Annotated in this window: 20 protein-coding genes; 8 read left to right on the forward strand and 12 right to left on the reverse strand. The window is 63.4% G+C overall.

Annotated features, from left to right (window positions below):
- The first annotated feature begins 4 nt into the window (after positions 1 to 4).
- Positions 5 to 1,108: an EAL and HDOD domain-containing protein gene (locus I6L38_RS22015; RefSeq protein ID WP_010636011.1), complete on the forward strand. Its 1,104-nt coding sequence runs from the start codon at positions 5 to 7 to the stop codon at positions 1,106 to 1,108.
- A 65-nt stretch (positions 1,109 to 1,173) separates the two neighbouring features.
- Positions 1,174 to 1,764, forward strand: coding sequence for an HAD family phosphatase (locus I6L38_RS22020; protein WP_024943147.1), 591 nt, complete (start codon positions 1,174 to 1,176; stop codon positions 1,762 to 1,764).
- Positions 1,765 to 1,910: 146 nt separating this feature from the next.
- Here the strand turns inward: I6L38_RS22020 and hfq are convergent, their stop codons facing one another.
- Entirely contained in the window at positions 1,911 to 2,270 is a 360-nt protein-coding gene (gene hfq / locus I6L38_RS22025) for an RNA chaperone Hfq (RefSeq protein ID WP_005305447.1), read from the reverse strand.
- Between the two features lie 177 nt (positions 2,271 to 2,447).
- Here hfq and I6L38_RS22030 point away from each other — a divergent pair, with 177 nt between their 5' ends.
- Genes I6L38_RS22030 through I6L38_RS22040 form a run of 3 tightly spaced genes read left to right on the forward strand, consistent with a single transcriptional unit; the run spans position 2,448 to position 5,936 of the window.
- The gene (locus tag I6L38_RS22030; protein WP_026142031.1) at positions 2,448 to 3,728 is read left to right on the forward strand and encodes a paraquat-inducible protein A; all 1,281 of its coding nucleotides are present in this window, start codon (positions 2,448 to 2,450) and stop codon (positions 3,726 to 3,728) included.
- A complete protein-coding gene (gene pqiB, locus I6L38_RS22035; RefSeq protein ID WP_005305443.1) occupies positions 3,721 to 5,367 on the forward strand; it encodes an intermembrane transport protein PqiB in 1,647 nt (548 codons plus the stop codon). Before I6L38_RS22030 ends, pqiB begins: the two co-directional genes overlap by 8 nt.
- A complete protein-coding gene (locus I6L38_RS22040) occupies positions 5,367 to 5,936 on the forward strand; it encodes a membrane integrity-associated transporter subunit PqiC (RefSeq protein ID WP_025201103.1) in 570 nt (189 codons plus the stop codon). The genes pqiB and I6L38_RS22040 overlap by 1 nt, the downstream gene beginning before the upstream one ends.
- 86 nt (positions 5,937 to 6,022) lie before the next feature.
- Here I6L38_RS22040 and ompA read toward each other — a convergent pair whose 3' ends face one another.
- Entirely contained in the window at positions 6,023 to 7,081 is a 1,059-nt protein-coding gene (ompA, locus tag I6L38_RS22045) for a porin OmpA (RefSeq protein ID WP_216988940.1), read from the reverse strand.
- Positions 7,082 to 7,313: 232 nt separating this feature from the next.
- Between ompA and I6L38_RS22050 the strand changes: the two genes are divergently transcribed.
- Positions 7,314 to 8,048 (forward strand): ABC transporter substrate-binding protein, encoded by a 735-nt coding sequence (locus I6L38_RS22050; protein WP_123246623.1) that lies wholly within the window; start codon positions 7,314 to 7,316, stop codon positions 8,046 to 8,048.
- Between the two features lie 61 nt (positions 8,049 to 8,109).
- Here I6L38_RS22050 and I6L38_RS22055 read toward each other — a convergent pair whose 3' ends face one another.
- Entirely contained in the window at positions 8,110 to 9,126 is a 1,017-nt protein-coding gene (locus I6L38_RS22055; RefSeq protein ID WP_005305430.1) for an SGNH/GDSL hydrolase family protein, read from the reverse strand.
- A 237-nt stretch (positions 9,127 to 9,363) separates the two neighbouring features.
- Between I6L38_RS22055 and I6L38_RS22060 the strand changes: the two genes are divergently transcribed.
- A complete protein-coding gene (locus I6L38_RS22060; RefSeq protein WP_005305426.1) occupies positions 9,364 to 9,744 on the forward strand; it encodes a YgiW/YdeI family stress tolerance OB fold protein in 381 nt (126 codons plus the stop codon).
- A gap of 66 nt (positions 9,745 to 9,810) precedes the next feature.
- Here I6L38_RS22060 and mltC read toward each other — a convergent pair whose 3' ends face one another.
- The 5 genes from mltC to exeA form a co-directional block, all read right to left on the reverse strand.
- Complete coding sequence (gene mltC, locus I6L38_RS22065; protein WP_005305423.1) at positions 9,811 to 10,911, reverse strand: membrane-bound lytic murein transglycosylase MltC; 1,101 nt, start codon at positions 10,909 to 10,911, stop codon at positions 9,811 to 9,813.
- A gap of 93 nt (positions 10,912 to 11,004) precedes the next feature.
- On the reverse strand, positions 11,005 to 11,277 hold the full coding sequence (locus tag I6L38_RS22070) for an oxidative damage protection protein (protein WP_005305420.1): 273 nt from the start codon (positions 11,275 to 11,277) through the stop codon (positions 11,005 to 11,007).
- 8 nt (positions 11,278 to 11,285) lie between these two features.
- Positions 11,286 to 12,347 (reverse strand): A/G-specific adenine glycosylase, encoded by a 1,062-nt coding sequence (gene mutY, locus I6L38_RS22075; RefSeq protein ID WP_017788188.1) that lies wholly within the window; start codon positions 12,345 to 12,347, stop codon positions 11,286 to 11,288.
- Between the two features lie 185 nt (positions 12,348 to 12,532).
- The gene (gene exeB, locus I6L38_RS22080) at positions 12,533 to 13,210 is read right to left on the reverse strand and encodes a GspB family T2SS assembly factor variant ExeB (RefSeq protein WP_216988941.1); all 678 of its coding nucleotides are present in this window, start codon (positions 13,208 to 13,210) and stop codon (positions 12,533 to 12,535) included.
- The gene (exeA, locus tag I6L38_RS22085) at positions 13,210 to 14,853 is read right to left on the reverse strand and encodes a type II secretion system protein ExeA (RefSeq protein ID WP_216988942.1); all 1,644 of its coding nucleotides are present in this window, start codon (positions 14,851 to 14,853) and stop codon (positions 13,210 to 13,212) included. The genes exeB and exeA overlap by 1 nt, the downstream gene beginning before the upstream one ends.
- Before the next feature lie 271 nt (positions 14,854 to 15,124).
- Here exeA and I6L38_RS22090 point away from each other — a divergent pair, with 271 nt between their 5' ends.
- Positions 15,125 to 16,363 carry a multifunctional CCA addition/repair protein gene (locus I6L38_RS22090; protein WP_017765382.1) on the forward strand — a complete coding sequence of 413 codons (1,239 nt, stop codon included), beginning with the start codon at positions 15,125 to 15,127 and terminating at the stop codon, positions 16,361 to 16,363.
- 87 nt (positions 16,364 to 16,450) lie between these two features.
- Here I6L38_RS22090 and I6L38_RS22095 read toward each other — a convergent pair whose 3' ends face one another.
- The 4 genes from I6L38_RS22095 to I6L38_RS22110 all read right to left on the reverse strand — a co-directional run bounded on the left by I6L38_RS22095 (position 16,451) and on the right by I6L38_RS22110 (position 19,498).
- The gene (locus I6L38_RS22095) at positions 16,451 to 17,329 is read right to left on the reverse strand and encodes an ABC transporter substrate-binding protein (protein WP_005305398.1); all 879 of its coding nucleotides are present in this window, start codon (positions 17,327 to 17,329) and stop codon (positions 16,451 to 16,453) included.
- 74 nt (positions 17,330 to 17,403) lie between these two features.
- Positions 17,404 to 18,318, reverse strand: a complete 915-nt coding sequence (locus I6L38_RS22100) for a hypothetical protein (protein ID WP_216988943.1) — start codon at positions 18,316 to 18,318, stop codon at positions 17,404 to 17,406.
- 96 nt (positions 18,319 to 18,414) lie between these two features.
- Positions 18,415 to 19,104, reverse strand: coding sequence for an LrgB family protein (locus tag I6L38_RS22105; protein WP_024944703.1), 690 nt, complete (start codon positions 19,102 to 19,104; stop codon positions 18,415 to 18,417).
- On the reverse strand, positions 19,097 to 19,498 hold the full coding sequence (locus I6L38_RS22110) for a CidA/LrgA family protein (RefSeq protein ID WP_042064790.1): 402 nt from the start codon (positions 19,496 to 19,498) through the stop codon (positions 19,097 to 19,099). Before I6L38_RS22110 ends, I6L38_RS22105 begins: the two co-directional genes overlap by 8 nt.
- Between the last annotated feature and the right edge of the window lie 23 nt (positions 19,499 to 19,521).

Below are 19,521 nucleotides of genomic sequence, written 5' to 3' on the forward strand. Positions count from 1 at the left end.
GCCCATGTTGTTACGTCGTTATCCCATCTTCAACCGTCGTCTCGCTCTCGTGGCCTATGGCATTGACTATCAGCTTGCCGACCCTGCCGAATGGCCCCTGCTGGCCGCCCAGTGCCGGTTGCTGGCTCAGGGGCGCCAATATCTGCTGCCCTTCACCCACGAACAGCTCGATGAGCTGCGCCCTCTGCTGTTCGATCAGGACACCATTCCACTGGTAGAAGCTTCGGCCGAACGGTTGCCCACCTCTTTTCCCGTATTGGAGCAGTGGCGCGACTACCGGCGCCGGCTGGCGGTGCACGGTGCCCAGCGCGAGCAGCGCTGGCTCAGCGCCTCCCGTCTGCTGGTGTTCTGGATGGGGGAGGAGGGGATCCGTCAGCCGACCGAACACAAGCGGATGGCCCTCGGCATCGAGAGCTGGGGGGATTTTCTGCCGCTCAAGGAGGCAGGGGTCGACTTCTTCGCCGGCGGTTTTCTCGCCCGCCCGGAGCTGGTGAACCAGCGCGCCGCCCAGCCGGACATGAAGCTGGTGCAGGAGATACTGCAGCTCATCTGCCACGAGGAGTTCTCCTTCGCCCGGGTGGCGACCCTGCTGCAGCAGGATGCCTGGCTGCCGGGGCAGCTGTTGAGCTACGTCAACGCTCCCGGTTTCGATCACGCCAGCCCCATCGTCTCGGTTAACCGGGCGCTCTCCTATCTGGGGGAGCAGGAGATCCGCAAGTTCGTGCTCATCTACGGATTGGCCAGGGTCAGCCAGCACATTCCGGAGGCCTGCACCCGCATGGCCATTGCCCGCGGCCGCTTCTGCGAGCTGATCGCCCTGAGCGCGCTCGGCAAGTCCGCCGCCAGCTGGGCCTTCCTGGTGGGGCTGGTGCTGGACGGCTCGCTGCTCTCCGAACAGCTCAAGGCCCATCTGCCCAAGGACGTGAAGCGAGCGCTGGAGTCCCGCGAGGGGCCGCTGTTTCATCTGTTTCAGCTGGTGAAGTGCTATGAACAGGGCGACTGGCCACTGTTGGCCCAGCTGGCGCCGACTTATCAGCTGGATCCCGCCAAGCTGACTCCCATCTATTTTCAGGCACAAATGTGGGGGCAAGCGTTTCTCGCCACCTAGGTCGTGGCGAGCGGGGATGGCTCTGGCTAGAATGGGGACCCTTTGTTCAGAGACAGACTCCGCACATGACCCTATCCGGATTTCAAGGCCTGGTATTTGACCTCGACGGCACCTTGGTGGACTCCATGCCGCTGCACCTCGCCGCTTGGGCGCACACGGCCCGGGAGTTTGGCTTTCACTTCGATCCCGACTGGTTCTATGAGCTGGGTGGCATGCCGAGCCGCAAGATAGCCCTGCTGGTGGCCGAGCAGCAGCAGATCGCGCTCGATCCGCTCATCGTGACCCGTTGCAAGACTGAGCACTACGTGGCCAACCTGCACAAAGCAACCGTCTTCCCGGCCATGCAGACACTGGTCGAGCGTTACCATGGCCGCATCCCCATGGGGATAGGCACCGGTTCACCGCGGGTCAATGCCGCCGCCGTGTTGCGCAATACCGGGCTGGATCGCTACTTCTCCGTGGTGGTGACGGCCGATGATGTCGAGCTGCACAAACCCCACCCGGATACCTTCCTGCTGGTGGCCAGCAAGCTGGGGGTCGATCCGGCGGGTTGTCTGGTGTTTGAGGATACGGGGATTGGCGTACAGGCCGGTCAGGCTGCGGGTATGCAGACCTGCATGGTCAGGGAGGGCAGACCGGTCGGCTTGCAGTATTGAAGCTGCCGCATTGAATCTGGGCAGAGAGCGTCATCATGGGCGCTGAGGTAGAAAGTCCATTCCCATACGGGACTGTCATGACAAATGGGAATGGACTCGGTCACCCTCTGACGCAGCGATGGTCGCGGGGTGACATGGGCATGGCCTTACTGGTCGCTGTTGCCGCCCTGGTTGTCGTCGTAACGACCGGGTGCGCCGTGGGGGCGCGGCGCCATGGAGACGCGAGGCTTGCGAGCACGCTGGATATTGACCTGCGGCCGGCCGGAGTGCATGGCGATGGTGGAGATCTTGGCCTTGTAGACCAGCTGCTGGTTGCCATGGGCATCGGTCAGCAGCACGCTGTACTGGTCGAAACCGCTGATGGTCCCCTCCAGCTTGATGCCGCTCACCAGGAAGATGGCGACCTGACTGCGGTTTTTGCGCAACCAGTTGAGGGCAGAATCTTGCCCGTTCCCGAGGGAGAAGGCTTGCTCGATCGTGGAGTAGCTTGGGGATTCAGTTGTCATAAATTATTGTCCCGCGGAAAAAAAGTGGCGTTTGATTGTGCTAAATGGTCACTTGCTTGTCAAAGTCATTCTCACGCCCGGTCGGGGTGGTGCAACGAGAGGGCTGGTCGGCACGGGCCGCTGCTGTAATAATTGGCGGTTCTGGCCCCGTGGCGGGCCTAATGCTGGGGTTTCATCTTGCATCCGGTTTCACACCAACATCAACCCACCTATACCCATGACGCCACCGCGTGCGAAGAGTGCGACCTGCTGGTGCCGGCCACCACGCTGGCCGTGGGGGAGGCGAGCAGCTGTCCGCGCTGCGGTCATACCCTGAGCCGCCATCTGCCGGAGCAGGAGCGCAGGCCCATCGCCTACGGCTTTGCGGCCATCATCATGTTCGTGCTCTCCAACGCCTTTACCTTCATGTCCTTCTCCGCCAAGGGGGTGGGGCAGGAGATGACCTTCCTGCAGTGCATCACCACCCTGGTGGATCAGGGCTACCTGTTCCTCGGGGCCGTGCTGAGCCTGACCCTCATCGGCCTGCCACTGGTCTACATGGGCTCCATCATGCTGGTGCTGTGGCGGGTCGACAAGGATCTGCACAGCAATGCCCTGCGCTCTCTCGGTCGGCTGCTGTGCCGGATCAAGCCCTGGCTGATGGTGGATGTCTTCCTCATCGGGGTGCTCATCTCCCTGGTCAAACTGATGGGGATGGCCGACATCAAGATGGGGTTGTCGTTCTGGGCCTTCGTCGGCTACACCCTGCTGCTGATCAAGATGATCTCGTCGCTGGACCGGATGTGGCTGTGGCAGCGGCTGTTCGGGCCGAGCGAGCCGCATGGCGTGACGGTGGATGACGACGAGGCCAGCGCCATGAGCGCCGGTCTGGTGGGTTGCCACATCTGCGGCGCCCTGAGCGAAGCCGGTGCCCACAGTTGCAAACGCTGCGGCGAGCATCTGCACAGCCGCAAGCCGGGCGGGTTGAACCGTACCTGGGCCCTGCTCTTTACCTCCATCATCCTCTATGTGCCGGCCAACCTTTATCCCATCATGGATACCGTCTTCCTCGGGGATGACAGCCCCTCCACCATTCTGGGCGGGGTGCTGGTGCTGTGGGCCATGGGCTCCTATCCCATCGCGGCGGTGATCTTCTTCGCCAGCGTGGTAGTGCCGCTGGTGAAGATCCTGGCGCTGTTGTGGCTCTGCTACATGGTGCAGCGCGGGCAGGGCACCTCGCCCCTTGGCAAGCTCAAGCTCTATCGCATGACTGAATTTGTGGGGCGCTGGTCGATGATCGACGTCTTCGTGGTGGCCATCCTGGCGGGCCTGATCCGGCTCGACAACCTGATGACCATCTATCCGGGCCCTGCGGCCGTCGCTTTTGCAGGTGTGGTGCTGGTGACCATGGTGGCAGCCATGAGTTTCGATTCCCGCCTGATTTGGGATTTACAACAAGGAGAACGCGAACGTGAGTGAGCGTAAGAAGAGGTGGAAACCTGGCTCGGACTTTCTGAGCTCGGCCGCCGCAATCTGGATGGTGCCGCTGCTGGCGCTGTTCATCGGGATCTGGATGCTGTTCCAGCACTGGTATTCGCAAGGTCCCAGTTTCACCCTGACGGTGGCAACGGCCGAAGGCATAGTAGCGGGCAAGACCATGATCCGCTCCCGCGAGGTGGAGGTGGGTCGCATCGAGGCGGTGGAGCTCAGCGATGACTACAGCCACGCGGTGCTGAAGGCCCGCCTGACCAATGCCGCCGCCGGCATGCTCAAGAAGGACAGCCAGTTCTGGGTGGTCAAGCCGCGGGTGGGACGCGAAGGGGTGTCGGGCCTAGGCACCCTGCTCTCCGGCGCCTATATCGAGCTGGCCCCCGGCAAGAAGGGCAAGGCGCGCGATGAGTACGCCATGCTGGACAAACCGCCGCTGGCCTCGCAGGACGCCAAGGGGTTGCGGTTATCGCTGAGCAGCCGGGATACCCGGGCGCTCGGGGTGGGTTCGCCCATCAACTACCAGGGCTTCACCATAGGCCAGGTGGAAGAGGCGAAGTTCCTGCCCGAGAAGAGCGAGATGCAGTACCAGATCTTCATCAACGCCCCCTATGACGTGCTGGTGAGCAGCAACTCCCGCTTCTGGATGACCCCGGGTTTCGAGGTCTCCATGAGCAGCGAGGGGATGAAGGTGAAGATGGATTCGCTGGAGAGCCTGCTGGACGGCGGCATCACCATGGGGCTGCCCCCTGGTTGGGCACCCGGTGAGCCGGTCAAGCAGATGGACGACTTCACCCTGTTCCAGGATCAGGCCAGCGTGCTGGCCGGTAGCCTGGACCAGTTCATCGACTACGTGTTCCTGTTCGAGGACAGCGTCGGCGGCCTGCACCCGGGCGCGGCGGTGGAGTATCGCGGCATCCGGGTCGGTACCGTCATCTCGGCGCCCTATCTCATCGACGAGAAAGGGGTGCAGATGTTCCAGAGCCGGCAGATCCCGGTGCTGGCGCGGATCGAGGTACAGCGTCTCTCCCATCGCTATGCCAACGCGGAGAAGGAGCAGTGGCGCGCCCTGTTCGGCAAGCAGTTCAAGGAGGGGTTGCGGGCGACGCTCAAGACCTCCAGCCTGCTGACCGGGGGCAAGGTGGTGGATCTGAACTTCTACCCCGATGCGCCCAAGTTCCAGCCCACCAAGCTGGCGGGCTATCAGGTATTCCCGACCGTGCAGGCAGGGCTGGATCAGATCGAACGCAAGGTGAACCAGATCCTCGACAAGTTCGTCGACATGGACACCGCCCAGACCCTGAACCAGGTCAACCACACCCTGGCGACCCTGGATCAAACCCTGAAGAATGTCAGTGCGCTGAGTGCCAACCTGAACAAGTTCACCGGTCAGAGTGCGACCCAGCAGTTGCCGGCGTCCCTCAACGACAGCCTGAAACAGCTGCAGAGCACGCTGCAGGAGTATGATGCCAACTCCCAGACCAACCAGGATCTGCGGCAGTCGGTGCAGTCGCTCAACCAGCTGATGCGCGAGTTGCAGCCGTTGGTACATTCGCTCAACGAGCAGCCGAGCTCGTTGATTTTCGATCGGGCTCGTCCCCGTGATCCCGAGCCCAAGCGAGGTCAATGATGAAGAAACGGATGATGACGCTGGCCTTGCTGGGCCTGCTGGCGGGTTGCAGCGCGGCACCGACGCAGCTGCACTACTACTCCCTCGACGCCGAGGCGCAGCAACCGGCCGCCGTGGTGGCGCAGCCGCAGCATCAGCTGGTGCTCAAACCTGTCTCTCTGTCCGGCCAGCTGGATCGGATGAGCCTGGTCTATCAGCTGGAGGGCAAGGAGCTGCACTTCGCCGAGTACCATCGTTGGGCGGGGTCGCTGGATGCCCAGCTCGATCAGCTGACCCTGAACGGCCTCTCCAGCCGCTTGCCGGGCTGGGTGGTGCGGCAGGACGGAGCCCGCAAGGGGCCGGTGCTGACCATCTCGGTGGAGCGCTTCCAGGGCCGCCACGACGGTCGCGCCGTGCTGAGCGGCCGCTGGCGCTTGCTGACCGAAGAGGGCACGGTACTGCGTGACGTCCCCTTCCAGCAGGTGCGGGTGCTGCCTGCCGATGGCTACGGCACTCTGGTGAGCGAACTGGGGGCTGGCTGGCAGCAGCTGCTCGACCAGATTGCGGCCGAGGTGCGCAAGAGTGCCTGACGCTGTACCGATGCACTGACTCAAAATGGAACGGGAGGCCTTGGCCTCCCGTTTTTTCATTCGTGGCTGTCAGTCACGCTTGAGGATCACTGCTGAACTTCCGAGATCCCTTCGACCTTGACCTCGACCCGGCGATCCGGGGCCAGGCAGACGATCAGCTCGCGCTTGGACTTGCTGGTGCAGCTGTCGCCGGTGACCGGATTGCCCTTGCCGCGCCCTTCCACGTTGACCTTGTCTGCTGGCAGACCCTTGCCGACCAGGTAGTCGGCGACGGTCCGGGCACGTTGCTCGGAGAGCTTCTGGTTGTAGGCATCGGAACCGATGCGGTCGGTGTAGCCGATCACGGTGGCGACACCATCCTTGGGTCTGGCCTGCTCGATCTGGCTGTAGAGGTTATCCAGCGCCTGACCACCGGCCGGCTTGAGGGTCGCCTTGTTGAAGTCGAACAGCACGTCCGAGCTCAGGGTGAACTGCTTGTCGACCATCACGGGTTCGGGGGCCGGAGCCGGCATCGGCGCCGCCACCACGGGGGCGACCTGGCCGAAGCGATAGACCACGGCGACCGCCAGCAGGCCGTTGTCGAGTTCGGCCCCGGTCTTGTCAAGCGAGTTGTCGCCGAGCGGGGTGGTGTATTGGTACTCGAGGCGGGCGGCCCAGTCACGGTTGAAGGCGTATTCCGCCCCCAACGCCCCGACAAAGGCGGCGCCGTTGTCATTGTCGAACTGCTTGCTGTCGGTCCAGGCGTAAGCGCCACCGAGGCGGGTATAGAGATCCAGGCTGTCACTGACCGGCATGCCGATCTTCATGGTGAGCTGGGCCAGCTGGGCTTTTATCTCGTCCCGGCCGATGTCGGTGGGGATCAGCTTGTCGGTCGCCGTGTATTTGTACTTGCCGAGCCAGTCGTAACCCAGTTCGAAGCCCAGGTTCTGGTTGACCTGATAGCCGAGGAAGGCGCCGGCGCCGACATCGTTCTTGTCCTCTTCGCTGATGGCGTCGTTGTCCTTGATGTCCTGGTTGTGATCGACGCCATAGAAGTTGGACCAACCCAGCTTGGCACCGCCATACCAGGTGTTGTCCTGTCCGGCTGCCTGGGCGTTGGCCGCAAGCAAGCCTGAAACCAGCAAGGTAATTAGTGTTTTATTCATGTTGAGCCTCTGCAATTTCATATTGTTGAGGGGAGGTTGACGGGGTCGCCTCTCCTTATGGGTCGGGCTTATAGCACAGCCACAACAGAGTAAGGGTAGTCGCTTTCCTCGGGTTCTCAAGCAACTGATATAAAACATAATGTGATTTTCATCGCCGCAATTCGCCGCCGTGATTTGCGCTCTGCCGAGGGGGCGCAATAGTTAATCGAGGCGGGTCTGCAGCGAGGTGAGCATGAACATCAGGTGGATATGGCTGTGCTGGGCGTTATGGCTGGTGCCGGGCTGGGCAGCCGAGCCCCTGCAGGTGGTGACCGAAGACTATGCCCCCTACAACTATCTGGAAGAGGCCGAGGTCAAGGGGCTGGGCACCGAGGTGGTGGAGGCCATGCTGGAAGAGGCCGGCTTCGAATACAGCCTGGACATCTACCCCTGGGCGCGGGCCATTTCGCTGGCGCGCAGCCGTCCCAACGTGCTCATCTACAGCATCAGCCGCTTCCCAGAACGGGAGGCGCAGTTCCAGTGGATCGGGGTGATAGCGCGTATCGACTTCCATGTGTTCGCCCTGGCCAAGCGCGACGATATCAAGCCCTTTAGCCAGCTGTCGCAGGCGCGGGCCTGGTCCATCGGCACTGTGCGCAACGACGCGCTGGAGCAGTACCTCATCAGCCGCAATTTTTCCAACCTGCAGCGCAACAACAACCATGAAGCCAATCTGCTCAAACTGTTGATGGGGCGCATCGATCTCTGGCCAGTGTCGCAGGAGACGGCCTACTACTATGCGCGCCAGGCGGGCTATGGGCCGTCCACCCTCAAGATAGTGCACGACATCGAGGATTTTACCGGGGGGGATCTCTACGTGGCGGCGAGTCTGAAAACCTCGCCCGAGGTGGTCAAGCGGCTGCAGGAGGCGCTGGCCACCATCAAGCAGAACGGCATCTACGACGGCATCGTGAAGCGCTACCGCTGAGTCGTGCCAGCCTGTGAGGGCTGCGCAACAAAAAGGGCCGACTGTCGTCGGCCCTTTTTCATCAGTGAGCGAGGAACTCGTATTGAGCCTCGATGAAGGCACCGGCCCGCTCGCTCAGGGCGGCGTGCACGACGGTGGTGGGGTGAACCTGATCCCAGAACATCTTGCCTTCGCAGTCGAGGGTGCTGGCGCTGCGCCGCACCATGGGGCTGGCCACGGCCTGTGCCAGCAGCGGGTTGCCGGCGATGGCGAGGCGTTCCTGCGGGTTGAAGGCGGAGAGGCTGCTGTCGCTGGCGACACTGGTGGCACTGCGGGAGGCAAACGGCTTCCACACATAGCCGCCGCCGTAGCAGGCGTTCTCGGTGTCGCTCAGGCCGAAGTTCTGCGGCTCGCGCAGCATCTCGGCGAACTGCTTGTCGATCTCGAACAGCTTGACGATGCCGGTGGGGGCCAGCTGGCGTGCCAGGTTCAGCAGCAGCTGGTTGTGGTAAGCGGAGACATGGCTGGCCGCCTCGACCACCTTCTGGCTGCGGGCCGAGGGGTTCTGACCCAGATCCGGCAGGTTGAACAGCAGAATCTGCTTGGCGCCATTCAATACCATGCGGTTGGCCGCATCGCTGATGGCGTCGCGCACCCGCTTGGCATCCTGCTCGGTGTTCCAGCCATAGGCCAGGTAGTCGTTGGCGCCGACCCAGAGGATCACCAGATCATCGGGTTTGAAGCTGTCCTTTTGCAGGAACTGGGTCACCTCGTAATCCAGGTTGTTGATGACCTGATACTTGGGATTCCAGGAGATCTTGTTGTAGGCCACCGCGGTGGCGCCCCCTTCCGCCTCGTTGGCGATGGTCAGCCCTGGGAACTGCCGGGTCAGCTGTTCCAGCCAGACCGGCCCGTTGGAGAAGCGGCCCTGATAGTAGGGAGGGCTGGAGGGGAGATAACCGCGCATCTTGCTGTACATCTTGCCGGTGTCGGAGAGGCTGTCGCCAAACATCACGATCCGGGAGAAGGCGGGGCGACTGTCGGCTGCCTGAACTGTCAGCGCGAAGAGTCCCAATAAACACACAAACCATTTCTTCATCTTGTTGTTCTCATTGATTGGAAGCAGGTGGTGCCTGCAGGCTGTTCCTCGATAGGCAAAGGAGCTGGGAAGCTGTTTTGCCATCTTGCAGGGTATAAGGCCGAATTTTATTTCGCAGCAGTGCGGGCTGATTAAATCGATTACGGTCACATCCCCTTCCCCCAGATGGGGAGGCTTCACGTTTGTTTCACGCCCCGGCAGGCAGACTGCACCCGTACCCAATGACAGGGGCATGAAATGAACAAGGCAAGCGTAATCGGTCTGTTGACCCTGATGTCCATCTCTTCTTTCGCCATGGCGGCCTATACCGGCCCGCAGGAGCAGAACAAGGTGTCCGTCGCGCAGTTGAAGGATCTGGCCGATGACAGCTGGGCCACCCTGGAAGGGAAGCTGGTCAAGCACCTGGGCGGCGAGAACTACCTGTTCCGCGACGCCAGTGGCGAGGTGGAGGTGGAAGTGGATCAGGACGTGTGGCGTGGTACCGAAGTGGGCCCGGACGATCTGATCCGCATCCGTGGCGAGGTGGACCACAGCTGGAACAAGACCGAGGTGGAGGTGGAGAAGCTGGAGAAGGTGGGCGCCGCCCCGCAGAGCAAGGGTGGTTTCATCGCCAAATAAGGGCTGATTCCGCACGCCAGACGTAACAAGGGCGCCTCCATGAGGCGCCCTTTTGCTTTGGTCTGCTTAGCCGGTGCGGGCCAGCGTGCGCTTGAACCCCTTCTCGGCCTGATTGACCTTGTAGAGATAGCGACGGGCTTCCGCCTTGGGGTGCTGCTCGGTCAGGATCTGGTAGACCGCCTCGGGCGAGAGCTGGTTGATCATGCCGGGCGCCGCCTTGCGGTCGCTGGAGAAGGTATTGAGCACCCCGCCGGCACCGCCGTTGTAGGCCGAGATGACGGCGTAGCGACGCGAGCGCGGATCCTGGATATCCACCAGATAGACGGTCTGCAGCAGGTGCAGGTAGGCAGTGCCCACGTCTATGTTGTAGGCCGGGTTGAACAGGTCCTCCCGGGTCGGCTGGCCGCTCTTGCCCTTGACCCGCACGTAGACGTCCCGCCCGGCGGTGGCCGGGATAACCTGCATCAGGCCGTAGGCGTTGGCATGGCTGACCGCATAGGGGTTGAAGCTGCTCTCGGTCTTGATCACCGCGTAGATCAGGCTCTCCGCCACCCCGTACTTGCGGGAGGCTTCCCGGATCAGGCTGGCGTACTTGTAGCCCCGTCGATCCTCGTGGTTGGCCACCATGGGGATGTCGACGAAGAAGATGGTACGGATGCCGAGGGTGCGCTTCTTCATCGCCGTGTTGAGCAGGTAGTCGGCATAGCGCTCGGCACGCCAGTCGAAGCGGATCGGCTGGCCCTGGTTGTCCAGCACCTGGCCGTAGAGGAAGGGCTCGCCGCCGGGCAGGATCTCGGCGTCGGAGTAGAGATCCACTTCCGCCGGATCGTCCGGAGTGAGCAGGGTCTCGATGATGGCGCGGCGCAGGTGGGAGCGCGGGTCGATGCCGGAGACGGTCTCGACCATGATGTGGCCGCTGGAGAAGTCGATGTGGGCCCGGCTCTTGTATTGATCCGTGTATTTGACGTAGTCAAACTTGCCCGCAAACAGCGCCTCACGCCCCCAAATCTCGTTCACGTTGTGGGAGAGCGCGCTGATCATGTGTTCAAAGCCGCGGATGTCCTTGCCGTTGACGAGATCGTCATCCTCGTTGCCATTGGGCTTGGGGGAGGATGAGCAGGCAGAGAGAAACAGCAGGGTGCACAGCAGCCAGAAAATTCGGCCCATAGAGTCCTCAAACTGGGCGGCGGGCCGCCCGTCACTTCCGTCGTTGCCGTGAGTCGGCGGGGCCGGCCTGCGCAGGCCGGCCCCGCTCACGGGTTATTTGCTGGGCGGGGTATAACCGTCGATGGCCACTTCACCCGCTTCAAACAGGTAGTTCACCATCTCTTTCTCCAGCAGCTGGCGATGCTCGAGGTTCATCATGTTCAACTTCTTTTCGTTGATCAGCATCACCTGCTTCTTCTGCCACTCAGTCCAGGCTTCCTTGCTGATGTTGTCAAAAATGCGCTTGCCGAGTTCACCGGGGTAGAGCTGGAAATCGAGACCCGGGCCCTCTTTTTTCAGGCGCTGGCAAAATACGGTACGGCTCATGTTGACCTCTATGGTTGTAAGTCCGGATAGGCGAGCAGACGGGCCGTGGCGGCCGCCAGACCCACCTCTGCAGGATGGCGTAAGTTATACCAGAGTCGGTTATCCGCTTCCATGAGCAGGGGGGCCGGCGGCGCGTCGGTTTCGATCAGCATGGGCCGGATGTCGAGGTGAAAGTGGCTGAAAGTATGGCGAAAACCGGCCAGTTCGCGGGGCTCGCTGCCGGTCAGGCCGAGCCGCTGCAACAGCCCCGCCACCTCGGCGTCCGACTCCACCTGGGGGAAGCAGTAGAGCCCGCCCCAGATCCCCTGCGGCGGCCGCTTCTCCAGCAGCAGCTGATCGCCGTGGCGGATGAGCAGCATGATGCCGGTACGGGCCGGGATACTCTTCTTGGGCTTGCTGTTGGGGTAGGCGGTGGGATTGCCCTGCGACAGCCCCTGGCAATCCTCCCGCACCGGGCAGCGCTCGCAAGCGGGCTTGCTGCGGGTGCAGACGGTGGCGCCCATGTCCATCATGGCCTGGTTGTAGTGGGCCACCCCGAGTTTGGGAGTGAGGCGGATGGCCAGCTCCCACAGATCGTTCTCCACCTGTTTCTGACCGGGCCAGCCGGGCAGGGCCAGCCAGCGGGTGAGTACCCGCTTCACGTTGCCATCCAGGATAGCGTGGGGCTGGCCAAGGGAGAGGGAGAGCACGGCGCCCGCGGTGGAGCGGCCGATCCCCGGCAGCGCCATCACCTCCTCCAGCCGCTCCGGAAAGAGGCCGCCATGGAGGTCGCGGATCTGCTGGGCCGCCTTGTGCAGGTTGCGGGCGCGGGCGTAATAGCCGAGCCCGGTCCAGTGGTGCAGCACCTCGTCGATGGGGGCATCGGCCAGCGACAGCACGTCGGGAAAGCGGGCCATGAAGCGCTGATAGTAGGGAATGACCGTAGTGACCTGGGTCTGCTGCAGCATGATTTCCGAGACCCAGACCCGGTAGGGGGTCTTCTCCTGTTGCCAGGGCAGGGTCTTGCGACCGTGGAGCTGATACCAGTCCAGGATCCTGGTGGCGAAGGTCGCGTTATCTGAGTTGTTCACATTATGCTCACATTATTGATTTAAAACTAAATTGACTAACGTGTAGCGGTCTTGGCGCTGATACCAGTGCAACGCCCGGTTGGCGAAGGTGGTGTTGCTCGGATTGCTCACGTTGTTCTCATGTCATTGATTAAAAAGGGGAGCTCTCAGGCTCCCTCTTGAAATGGCGGTGGCATGCGCGCGGTTCAGCCGCGCCAGTCCTGCAGCGCCTTGAGGCTGGCATTCTGCCCACCCACCTGCAGGATGATGTAATCCTGGGCGATGGCGAGCAGGGTGACGCTGGGGGCAACCTCGCTCCCTTCCCGGTAGGTGCGTCCGTTGAGAGTAACGGCCCGCCTAGCCGGGTTGGAGGAGAAGACGTGGGTGCCGTAGGCCAGCGGCGGCACCTGCTGGCGGAGCGCCTGCGGCAGGGCGCTGAGCGGCGTGGCATGTAGTTCTTCCGGTACCTGCGGCGGCGCGCCCTGCTCCTGCAACGGAGTGTTGTTGAGGGCGTTGAGGATGCGCTCGGCCAGTCCCTGGCTGCTGTCGGCGGGCGCCGCTGCAGGCTGTGCATGGACCTTGGGGGTGACCACGGGCTCGGGCGGTGGCAGCGGTCGGGTGATCATCAGTTTGGGCTCGACCCGCACGAAGGGGGGCGTCACCACCTCCTTCACCTCCACCGTCTTCTCGATGGGGCGGTTGTTGAGCAGGTGCCAGCCATAGTTGGCGGCGGCCCCCATCACCAGCGCCAGCGGGGCCAGCAGCCACCAGATCCAGCGCCTGGGTTGTTCCTCATCCTGGCTGACCGGCAGCCCCATCGCCGGAATGTGCGGGGTGAACTGGGGCTGATCGGCCCGCCGCAGCGCCTTGAGCAGGGTGGACATCAGGAAGCCTCCTCCGACAGTGTGTTGATGGCATCATCCTCTGCCGGATCCGGCTTGGCCGGTTTGCTGGCTCGCTGGGCGTCATCCTCCAGCTTCGGCATGGGTTCGCCGGCCATCACGTTGAGGCGCAGCAGGGTGTTGCTGCCGGCGATGCCGTCCGGCGTCAGCCCCTGCTCGCGCTGGAACTGCTGCAGCTTGGTCTTGAGCTGGGCATCGAAGCGACGGACCTTGCGATCCGGCTGCTGCAGGGCCCGGCTGAGGGCGTTGTCGAGCCACTGCACCTGAGTGGGGCCGGCGTTGTTGCCGATCAGGGTGACGCCGCCCTTGGGCATGCGCCACAGCAGGGTGTAGCTGCCACCCCAGTAATCGCTCAGCCATTGCCGGTCCACCTGCCAGCTCTGGTTGCCGATGAGCAGGTTGGCCTTGTCGGGGCCGAGGTTGACCAGGGTGGCGTAATAGGTGCCGCCGGTCTCGTCGGTCAGGCTGACGAGGGCGGGATACTGCAGCGCCTGCAGATCGGCCAGGGAGGCCTCGCCCTCCTGGCAGCGCAGGCCGGCGCGCGGCGCGTTGTCGCAGGTGGCCTCATCCAGCTCGGTCTGGTAGCCCCACACCTTGTAGAGATTCTGCATGGCGCTGTCCGGCTCCAGCGCCTGATTGATGGCGCGGGTCAGCTGCTCCTGCTGCTCCGGGGTGTCGTCCACCTTGACCGGTACCTCCACCGTCACCACCGGGCGAGTTGGGAAGACCCCGAAGAACTGCCAGCCCCACCAGCCGGTGGCCACCAGCAAGGCGCCAACCAGTGCCACCATCAGGCTGGACTGCCAGGTGCCCTCGTCACGGATGCCGCTCACCTCGAAGGCCGCCAGGCTGATGTCGCCGTGCACTATCTTGTGGCTGCCGCGGGCGAAGGCGGCGATCAGGGCGCGGTCGCAGATGAGGTTGATGAGGCGCGGAATGCCGCCGGAGAGGCGGTGCAGGGTCTGGATAGCTTTGGGGGTGAAGATGGGCTGCACGCAGCCGGCCACCTGCAGACGAAAGCGGACATAGGCGTCCACGTCCTGGCAGGAGAGCGGCAGCAGGTGGTAGCGGGCGGTGATGCGTTGAGCCAGCTGGCGCAGCAGGGGCTGGCGCAGCATCTGCTGCAGCTCGGGCTGGCCGATGAGCACCACCTGCAGCAGCTTCTTCTCGTCGGTCTCCAGGTTGGTGAGCAGACGCAACTGCTCCAGCACGCCGGGCAGCAGGTGCTGGGCTTCGTCCACCAGCACCACGCTGCGCTTGCCAGCCGCCAGATTGGCCAGCAGGTGATCACGGATGAGGTCGAACAGCTGCTTGAGGCCGGCATCCTGGCCATAGCCCAGCTGGAACTCGTCGCAGATGGCCGCCAGCAGATCCCGTTCGGTCAGGGATGGATTGAGGATGTAGGCGATCTCGGTCTCTGCCGGCAACTGCTGCAACAGGCAGCGGGAGACGGTGGTTTTGCCGGTGCCCACTTCCCCGGTCAGCAGCACGAAGCCGCCCCCATCCTGCAACCCGTAGTTGAGGTGGGCGAGGGCTTCCCCGTGCCGTTCACTCATGTAGAGGTATTTGGGATTGGGCGAGATGGAGAACGGGTGCTCCGACAGACCGAAGAACTGTGTGTACATAAGGATCCATTCCGTTGTTATGGGCGGCAGGTTAAAGCCTCCCCCAAGGGATGTCAAAGACCCGGATGCCATAAGGGGGGCCAGCGCGCACCCTGATCTCCCGGTGGGGAAATCAGGGCTGCGGTCATGGCGGCTGGCGGTGAGAAAAAGGGCCTGTGAGTATCGACGGCGCCCCGCCAACTGGGCTCGTATGGCGTCGATGTCGGGCCGGGAATAGTCTCCATCGGTCAAACCGGTATAATCGGGACAGGTTTATCAAGGGAGACAGAGCTTGCAGACTTATCTGGTTGGGGGCGCGGTGCGGGATCGCCTGCTGGGATTGCCGCAGGGGGACAGGGATCACCTGGTGGTCGGGGCGACCGTGGAACAGATGCTGGCGCTGGGTTTTACCCAGGTGGGCCGCGACTTTCCCGTGTTTCTGCACCCCAAGACCCAGCAGGAGTACGCGCTGGCCCGCACCGAGCGCAAGCAGGGGCAGGGTTACACCGGCTTCGTCTGCCACGCCTCGCCGGAGGTGACGCTGGAGCAGGATCTGCTGCGCCGGGATCTCACCGTCAACGCCATCGCCGAAGATGAGGCGGGGCAACTGCACGATCCCTATGGCGGCATCGAGGATCTGAAACAACGGGTGTTGCGCCATGTCTCCCCCGCCTTTGCCGAAGATCCGTTGCGCATCCTGCGGGTGGCCCGCTTCGCCGCCCGTTTCCACGCCCAGGGTTTCGTGGTGGCCCCCGAGACGCTGGCGCTGATGCGCGAGATGACCGAGGCTGGCGAGCTGGCCCACCTGACCCCTGAGCGGGTCTGGAAGGAGCTGGAGAAGGTACTGCTGGGGCCGACCCCGCAGGTGTTCTTCGAGGTGCTGCGCGAGTGCGGCGCCCTGGCCGCCCTGTTCCCCGAGCTGGACGCCCTGTTCGGGGTGCCGGCCCCCGCCAAGTGGCACCCGGAGATCGATACCGGCATCCACACCATGATGGTGCTGGCGCAGGCCTGCCGTCTCTCCCCCGAGCTGGCGGTGCGCTTCGCGGCGCTGTGCCACGACTTTGGCAAGGGGCTGACCCCGCCGGAGTTCTGGCCGAGCCACCACGGTCACGGCCAGAAGGGGCTGCCGCTCATCCGCGACTTCTGCGAGCGCTTCCGGGTACCGAACGAGTGTCGTGACCTGGCCCTGCTGGTGAGCGACCTGCACACCCATATCCACATCGCCTTCGAGCTCAAGCCGGCGACCCTGCTCAAGGTATTCGACAAGGCTGACGCGTGGCGCAGGCCCGAGCGCTTCGCCCAGCTGCTGGACGCCTGCCGGGCCGACTTCCACGGCCGCACCGGCTTCGAGGAACGGGTCTATGCCGAACCCGACTATGTCGCGCAGGCGCTGGCGGCAGCCCAGGCGGTGCCGGTGAAGGAGATAGTGGCGGCCGGCTTCAAGGGGGAGGCTATTCGCGAGCAGCTGGCCAAGCGCCGGCTCGATGCCATCAGCCGGGTGCGCGACGAGTGGACCTTCCTCGAGGATTGACGAGGCATGGAGACGAGGCATGGACAAAAAAGCCCGGGTCAGTGACCCGGGCTTTTTCATGGTCGCGCCAGCATGGCGGATGGCCGCCTAGTCACCGGGGCCGAAGCGCTCATGTACCGGGTCGTAGAAGTAGGCCTGGTAGTTGAAGTCGATCCCCTTGATGTAGGGATTCTCCAGCCGGAACAGCCGGCGGGTATTGAGATGGGCGAAGCTGAGGGAGGGCTTGAATGCCTTCAGCCAGAGCGCCTGCAGGGAGCCGTCGCGCCAGGCGGCCTTGAGCCCCTGCTGCACCCGGTCGATGGCCTGCCGGTTGCCGTTGTGGGTGAAGAAGACCCGAGGCAGGGGATAGTAGAGGGCCAGGCTCTCATCCATCATCAGCCCTTCCACCTCTTTGTGGTTCAGCATCTCCTGAGGCAACTCGTTGATCCCGCGGCAGAAAAGATCGAAACGGCCGCGAGCCACCATCTTGAACAGCTGCTCGTAGCCCTCCACCTCCAGCACCTTGAAGCCGGCCCGGCGCAGGATCTCTACGTCGAGCCAGCCCTTGCCTTGGCCGATGTCGAAGCGCTTCAGCTCATCCAGGCTGGTGGCCTTGGCAACCTCATCCTTGCGGGTGGGGCTGACGAAGCAGATGCGGTAGCTGACGATGCCGATATGGATGGGGAAGCGCACGTAGTCGATGCCGCTCATGTCCCGGTCGGCGCGGTAGCTGTCCATGGCGAACAGATTGGGGTAGTGGTTGAAGCGCAGGCTGACCCACATCCGGGCCAGGGTCATGGGGGGGGCGGCCTGCATCCGGTAGTCGCCATGGCTGGCGCGGGTCTTCTCCAGCGCCAGGCGCAGGACTTCGCGATCATAGGTGCTTCTGGGGTCGTGCTCGCTCTCCGGACTCATGTAGGTGAACAGGGTCGGGCCGGCCAGCACGGGCATGGCCGTCAGCAGGGCGAGCAGCGGGGTCCAGTGCATCATGAGCTCCTGTGAAAGGGTGAGACTCCTCTGAGTGTAGTGGCTCTCCCGGCTGCGGGCGGGAGCCGCCGGAGTCACTGCTTGCCGCTGGACGGCTCGCCGGGCCCGAAGCGCTGGGTGAGGGGATCGTAAAGATAGGGTTGGTAATCGAAGTCGAGCCCCCGTAGCAAGGGGTTGTCCAACCTGAACAGCAGCCGCTGGTCCAGCCTGGCAAACGCCAGCGCCGGCTTGAAGGTCTTGAGCCAGAGCGCCTGCAGTGAACCGTCCCGCCAGGCCAGTTGCAGACCGGCCTGGACCCGGCGAAGTGCGTGCTGGTTGTCCTTGTGGCTGTAGAAGAGGTGGATGAAGGGGTAGTAGAGCGCCAGATGCTGGTCGACCGTCAATTTTTCCAGATCTCGGTGCGTATCCAGCTCGGTCAGTAGCTCATTGGCTCCCCGGCAGAACAGATCCACCCGGCCGCGCACCACCAGCTTGAACAGTCGCTCGTAGCCCTCGACCTCCTGTACCTTGAAGCCGGCGGCGCGCAGTATGTCGGCATCCTGCCAGCCGCGGCCCTGGCCATGGGTGAACTGCTGCAGATCGCTGAGGGTGCGCACCCGGGCCACGGCTTGCTGCTGCTTGGGGCTGACGAAGCAGATGCGATAGCCGAGGATGCCGAGATCTACCGGAAAGCGGACATAGTCGAGGTCGTGGCTGCCCTCCGGGCGCGGGAAGCTGTCAATCGCCAGCAGGTTGGGGTAGAGGTTGTACTGCAGCACCTGACGCAGCCGGGTCCGGCTCATGGGCGGGGCGGGACGCAACTCGTAGTCGCCGAAGCTGTCGCGGGTCTTCTCCAGCGCCAGCTGCAGCAGCTGCTGGCCATAGAGGGTGCGCATGTCCCGCTCACTCTCCGGGCTGACGTGGGTCACTATGTCCAGGGCCGAGAGAAGGGGGGAGAAGAACAGGCTGCCGGCCAGCAGCCCGAGGATCATCACTCTGTGGTTCATCATACCGCTCACTGCTGTCACATTGAGTTGAGTGTAGCGGCTGTCGCGTCAAGGCTGGGGTCCAGGGACCGGGAAACGCGGCTTTTACCGACGCGCGGGTTACCAGAACAGTTGGCCGAGCAGGGGGGCCAGCAGCACAGTCACCATGCCGGCGATCATCATTACCATGCTGGAGACCACCCCCTCCTCGTTGCCCATCTGATAAGCCTTGGCAGTGCCGGCGCCGTGGGCCGAGGCACCAAAGCCCGCCCCCTTGCCGAGCCGGCTGCGGATGGCCAGCACGGTGAGCACACTCTCGCCGACGGCCATGCCGATGACGCCGGTCAGCACCACGAACAGGGCGGTGAGATCGGTTTGGCCGCCGATGGCGCGGGTAGCTTCCACCGCAAAGGGGGTGGTGATGGAGCGCATCGCCAGACTGCGCTGCAGCATGTCGGAGAGATCGAGCCAGCGGGCCAGCAGCACGGTACTGCCCACGGCCATCACCACCGAGGCGACGACCCCTACCGACAGCGACAGCCAGTGGCGGCGAATGAGCTGGCGGTTCTCGTAGACCGGCACCGCGAAGGCGACGGTGGCCGGACCCAGCAGCCACAGCAGCCAGTGGGATTCGGCCATGTAGTCCTGATAGGGGATGTGGAACAGCATCACCACCGCCACCAGCAGGGTGGGGGCCAGCAGCAGCGGCATCAAGGGCAGGATGCGCTTCTTGCCGTAGAGCCACTTGCTGGCGTAGTAGAACAGCAGGGTGAGGGCGAAGCAGAGCAGGCCGAGCAAGGTATCAGACATGACGACGACTCCGGCGGGCCAGTTTCAACTCAAGGCGATAGACCCGGTCCACCACCAGCGCCGTGGTGCCGAGCACCAGTATGGTGCTGAGCAGCAGCACCACCATGATGCGCCACCCCTCCTGCAGCAGCAGATCCTGATAGTTGACCACTGCTACCACCGCCGGCACGAAGAACAGCAGCATCTCGGCCAGCAACCAGCGGGCGCCGGCGCTGAACCATTTGGTCTTGACCACGCCGAGCAGGATCAAGGCCAGCAGTGCCAGCATGCCGGTGAGGTTGGCAGGCAGCGGCAGATGGAAGGTACGTACCGCCAGATCGGCCAGCAGCCAGATGGCGGCCAGCAGGGCGATTTGGAAGGGGGTCTGGAACCAGCGAATGCAGAGGGCTTTCATGATCTAGGTCTTTCTGTGAACTT

Source organism: Aeromonas sp. FDAARGOS 1408, assembly GCF_019048665.1.
GTDB classification, from domain to species: Bacteria; Pseudomonadota; Gammaproteobacteria; order Enterobacterales; family Aeromonadaceae; genus Aeromonas; species Aeromonas dhakensis.

Excerpts from the sequence above, each read along its gene's own strand:
- I6L38_RS22100 (WP_216988943.1), bottom strand. The coding sequence starts at position 18,318 with ATGATGAACCACAGAGTGATGATCCTCGGGCTGCTGGCCGGCAGCCTG.
- I6L38_RS22105 (WP_024944703.1), bottom strand. The coding sequence starts at position 19,104 with ATGTCTGATACCTTGCTCGGCCTGCTCTGCTTCGCCCTCACCCTGCTG.
- ompA (WP_216988940.1), bottom strand. The coding sequence starts at position 7,081 with ATGAATAAAACACTAATTACCTTGCTGGTTTCAGGCTTGCTTGCGGCC.
- I6L38_RS22070 (WP_005305420.1), bottom strand. The coding sequence starts at position 11,277 with ATGAGCCGTACCGTATTTTGCCAGCGCCTGAAAAAAGAGGGCCCGGGT.
- I6L38_RS22050 (WP_123246623.1), top strand. The coding sequence starts at position 7,314 with ATGAACATCAGGTGGATATGGCTGTGCTGGGCGTTATGGCTGGTGCCG.
- mltC (WP_005305423.1), bottom strand. The coding sequence starts at position 10,911 with ATGGGCCGAATTTTCTGGCTGCTGTGCACCCTGCTGTTTCTCTCTGCC.
- I6L38_RS22020 (WP_024943147.1), top strand. The coding sequence starts at position 1,174 with ATGACCCTATCCGGATTTCAAGGCCTGGTATTTGACCTCGACGGCACC.
- hfq (WP_005305447.1), bottom strand. The coding sequence starts at position 2,270 with ATGACAACTGAATCCCCAAGCTACTCCACGATCGAGCAAGCCTTCTCC.
- exeB (WP_216988941.1), bottom strand. The coding sequence starts at position 13,210 with ATGTCCACCCTGCTCAAGGCGCTGCGGCGGGCCGATCAGCCCCAGTTC.
- exeA (WP_216988942.1), bottom strand. The coding sequence starts at position 14,853 with ATGTACACACAGTTCTTCGGTCTGTCGGAGCACCCGTTCTCCATCTCG.
- I6L38_RS22060 (WP_005305426.1), top strand. The coding sequence starts at position 9,364 with ATGAACAAGGCAAGCGTAATCGGTCTGTTGACCCTGATGTCCATCTCT.
- I6L38_RS22110 (WP_042064790.1), bottom strand. The coding sequence starts at position 19,498 with ATGAAAGCCCTCTGCATTCGCTGGTTCCAGACCCCCTTCCAAATCGCC.
- I6L38_RS22015 (WP_010636011.1), top strand. The coding sequence starts at position 5 with ATGTTGTTACGTCGTTATCCCATCTTCAACCGTCGTCTCGCTCTCGTG.
- I6L38_RS22040 (WP_025201103.1), top strand. The coding sequence starts at position 5,367 with ATGAAGAAACGGATGATGACGCTGGCCTTGCTGGGCCTGCTGGCGGGT.
- I6L38_RS22055 (WP_005305430.1), bottom strand. The coding sequence starts at position 9,126 with ATGAAGAAATGGTTTGTGTGTTTATTGGGACTCTTCGCGCTGACAGTT.
- I6L38_RS22095 (WP_005305398.1), bottom strand. The coding sequence starts at position 17,329 with ATGCACTGGACCCCGCTGCTCGCCCTGCTGACGGCCATGCCCGTGCTG.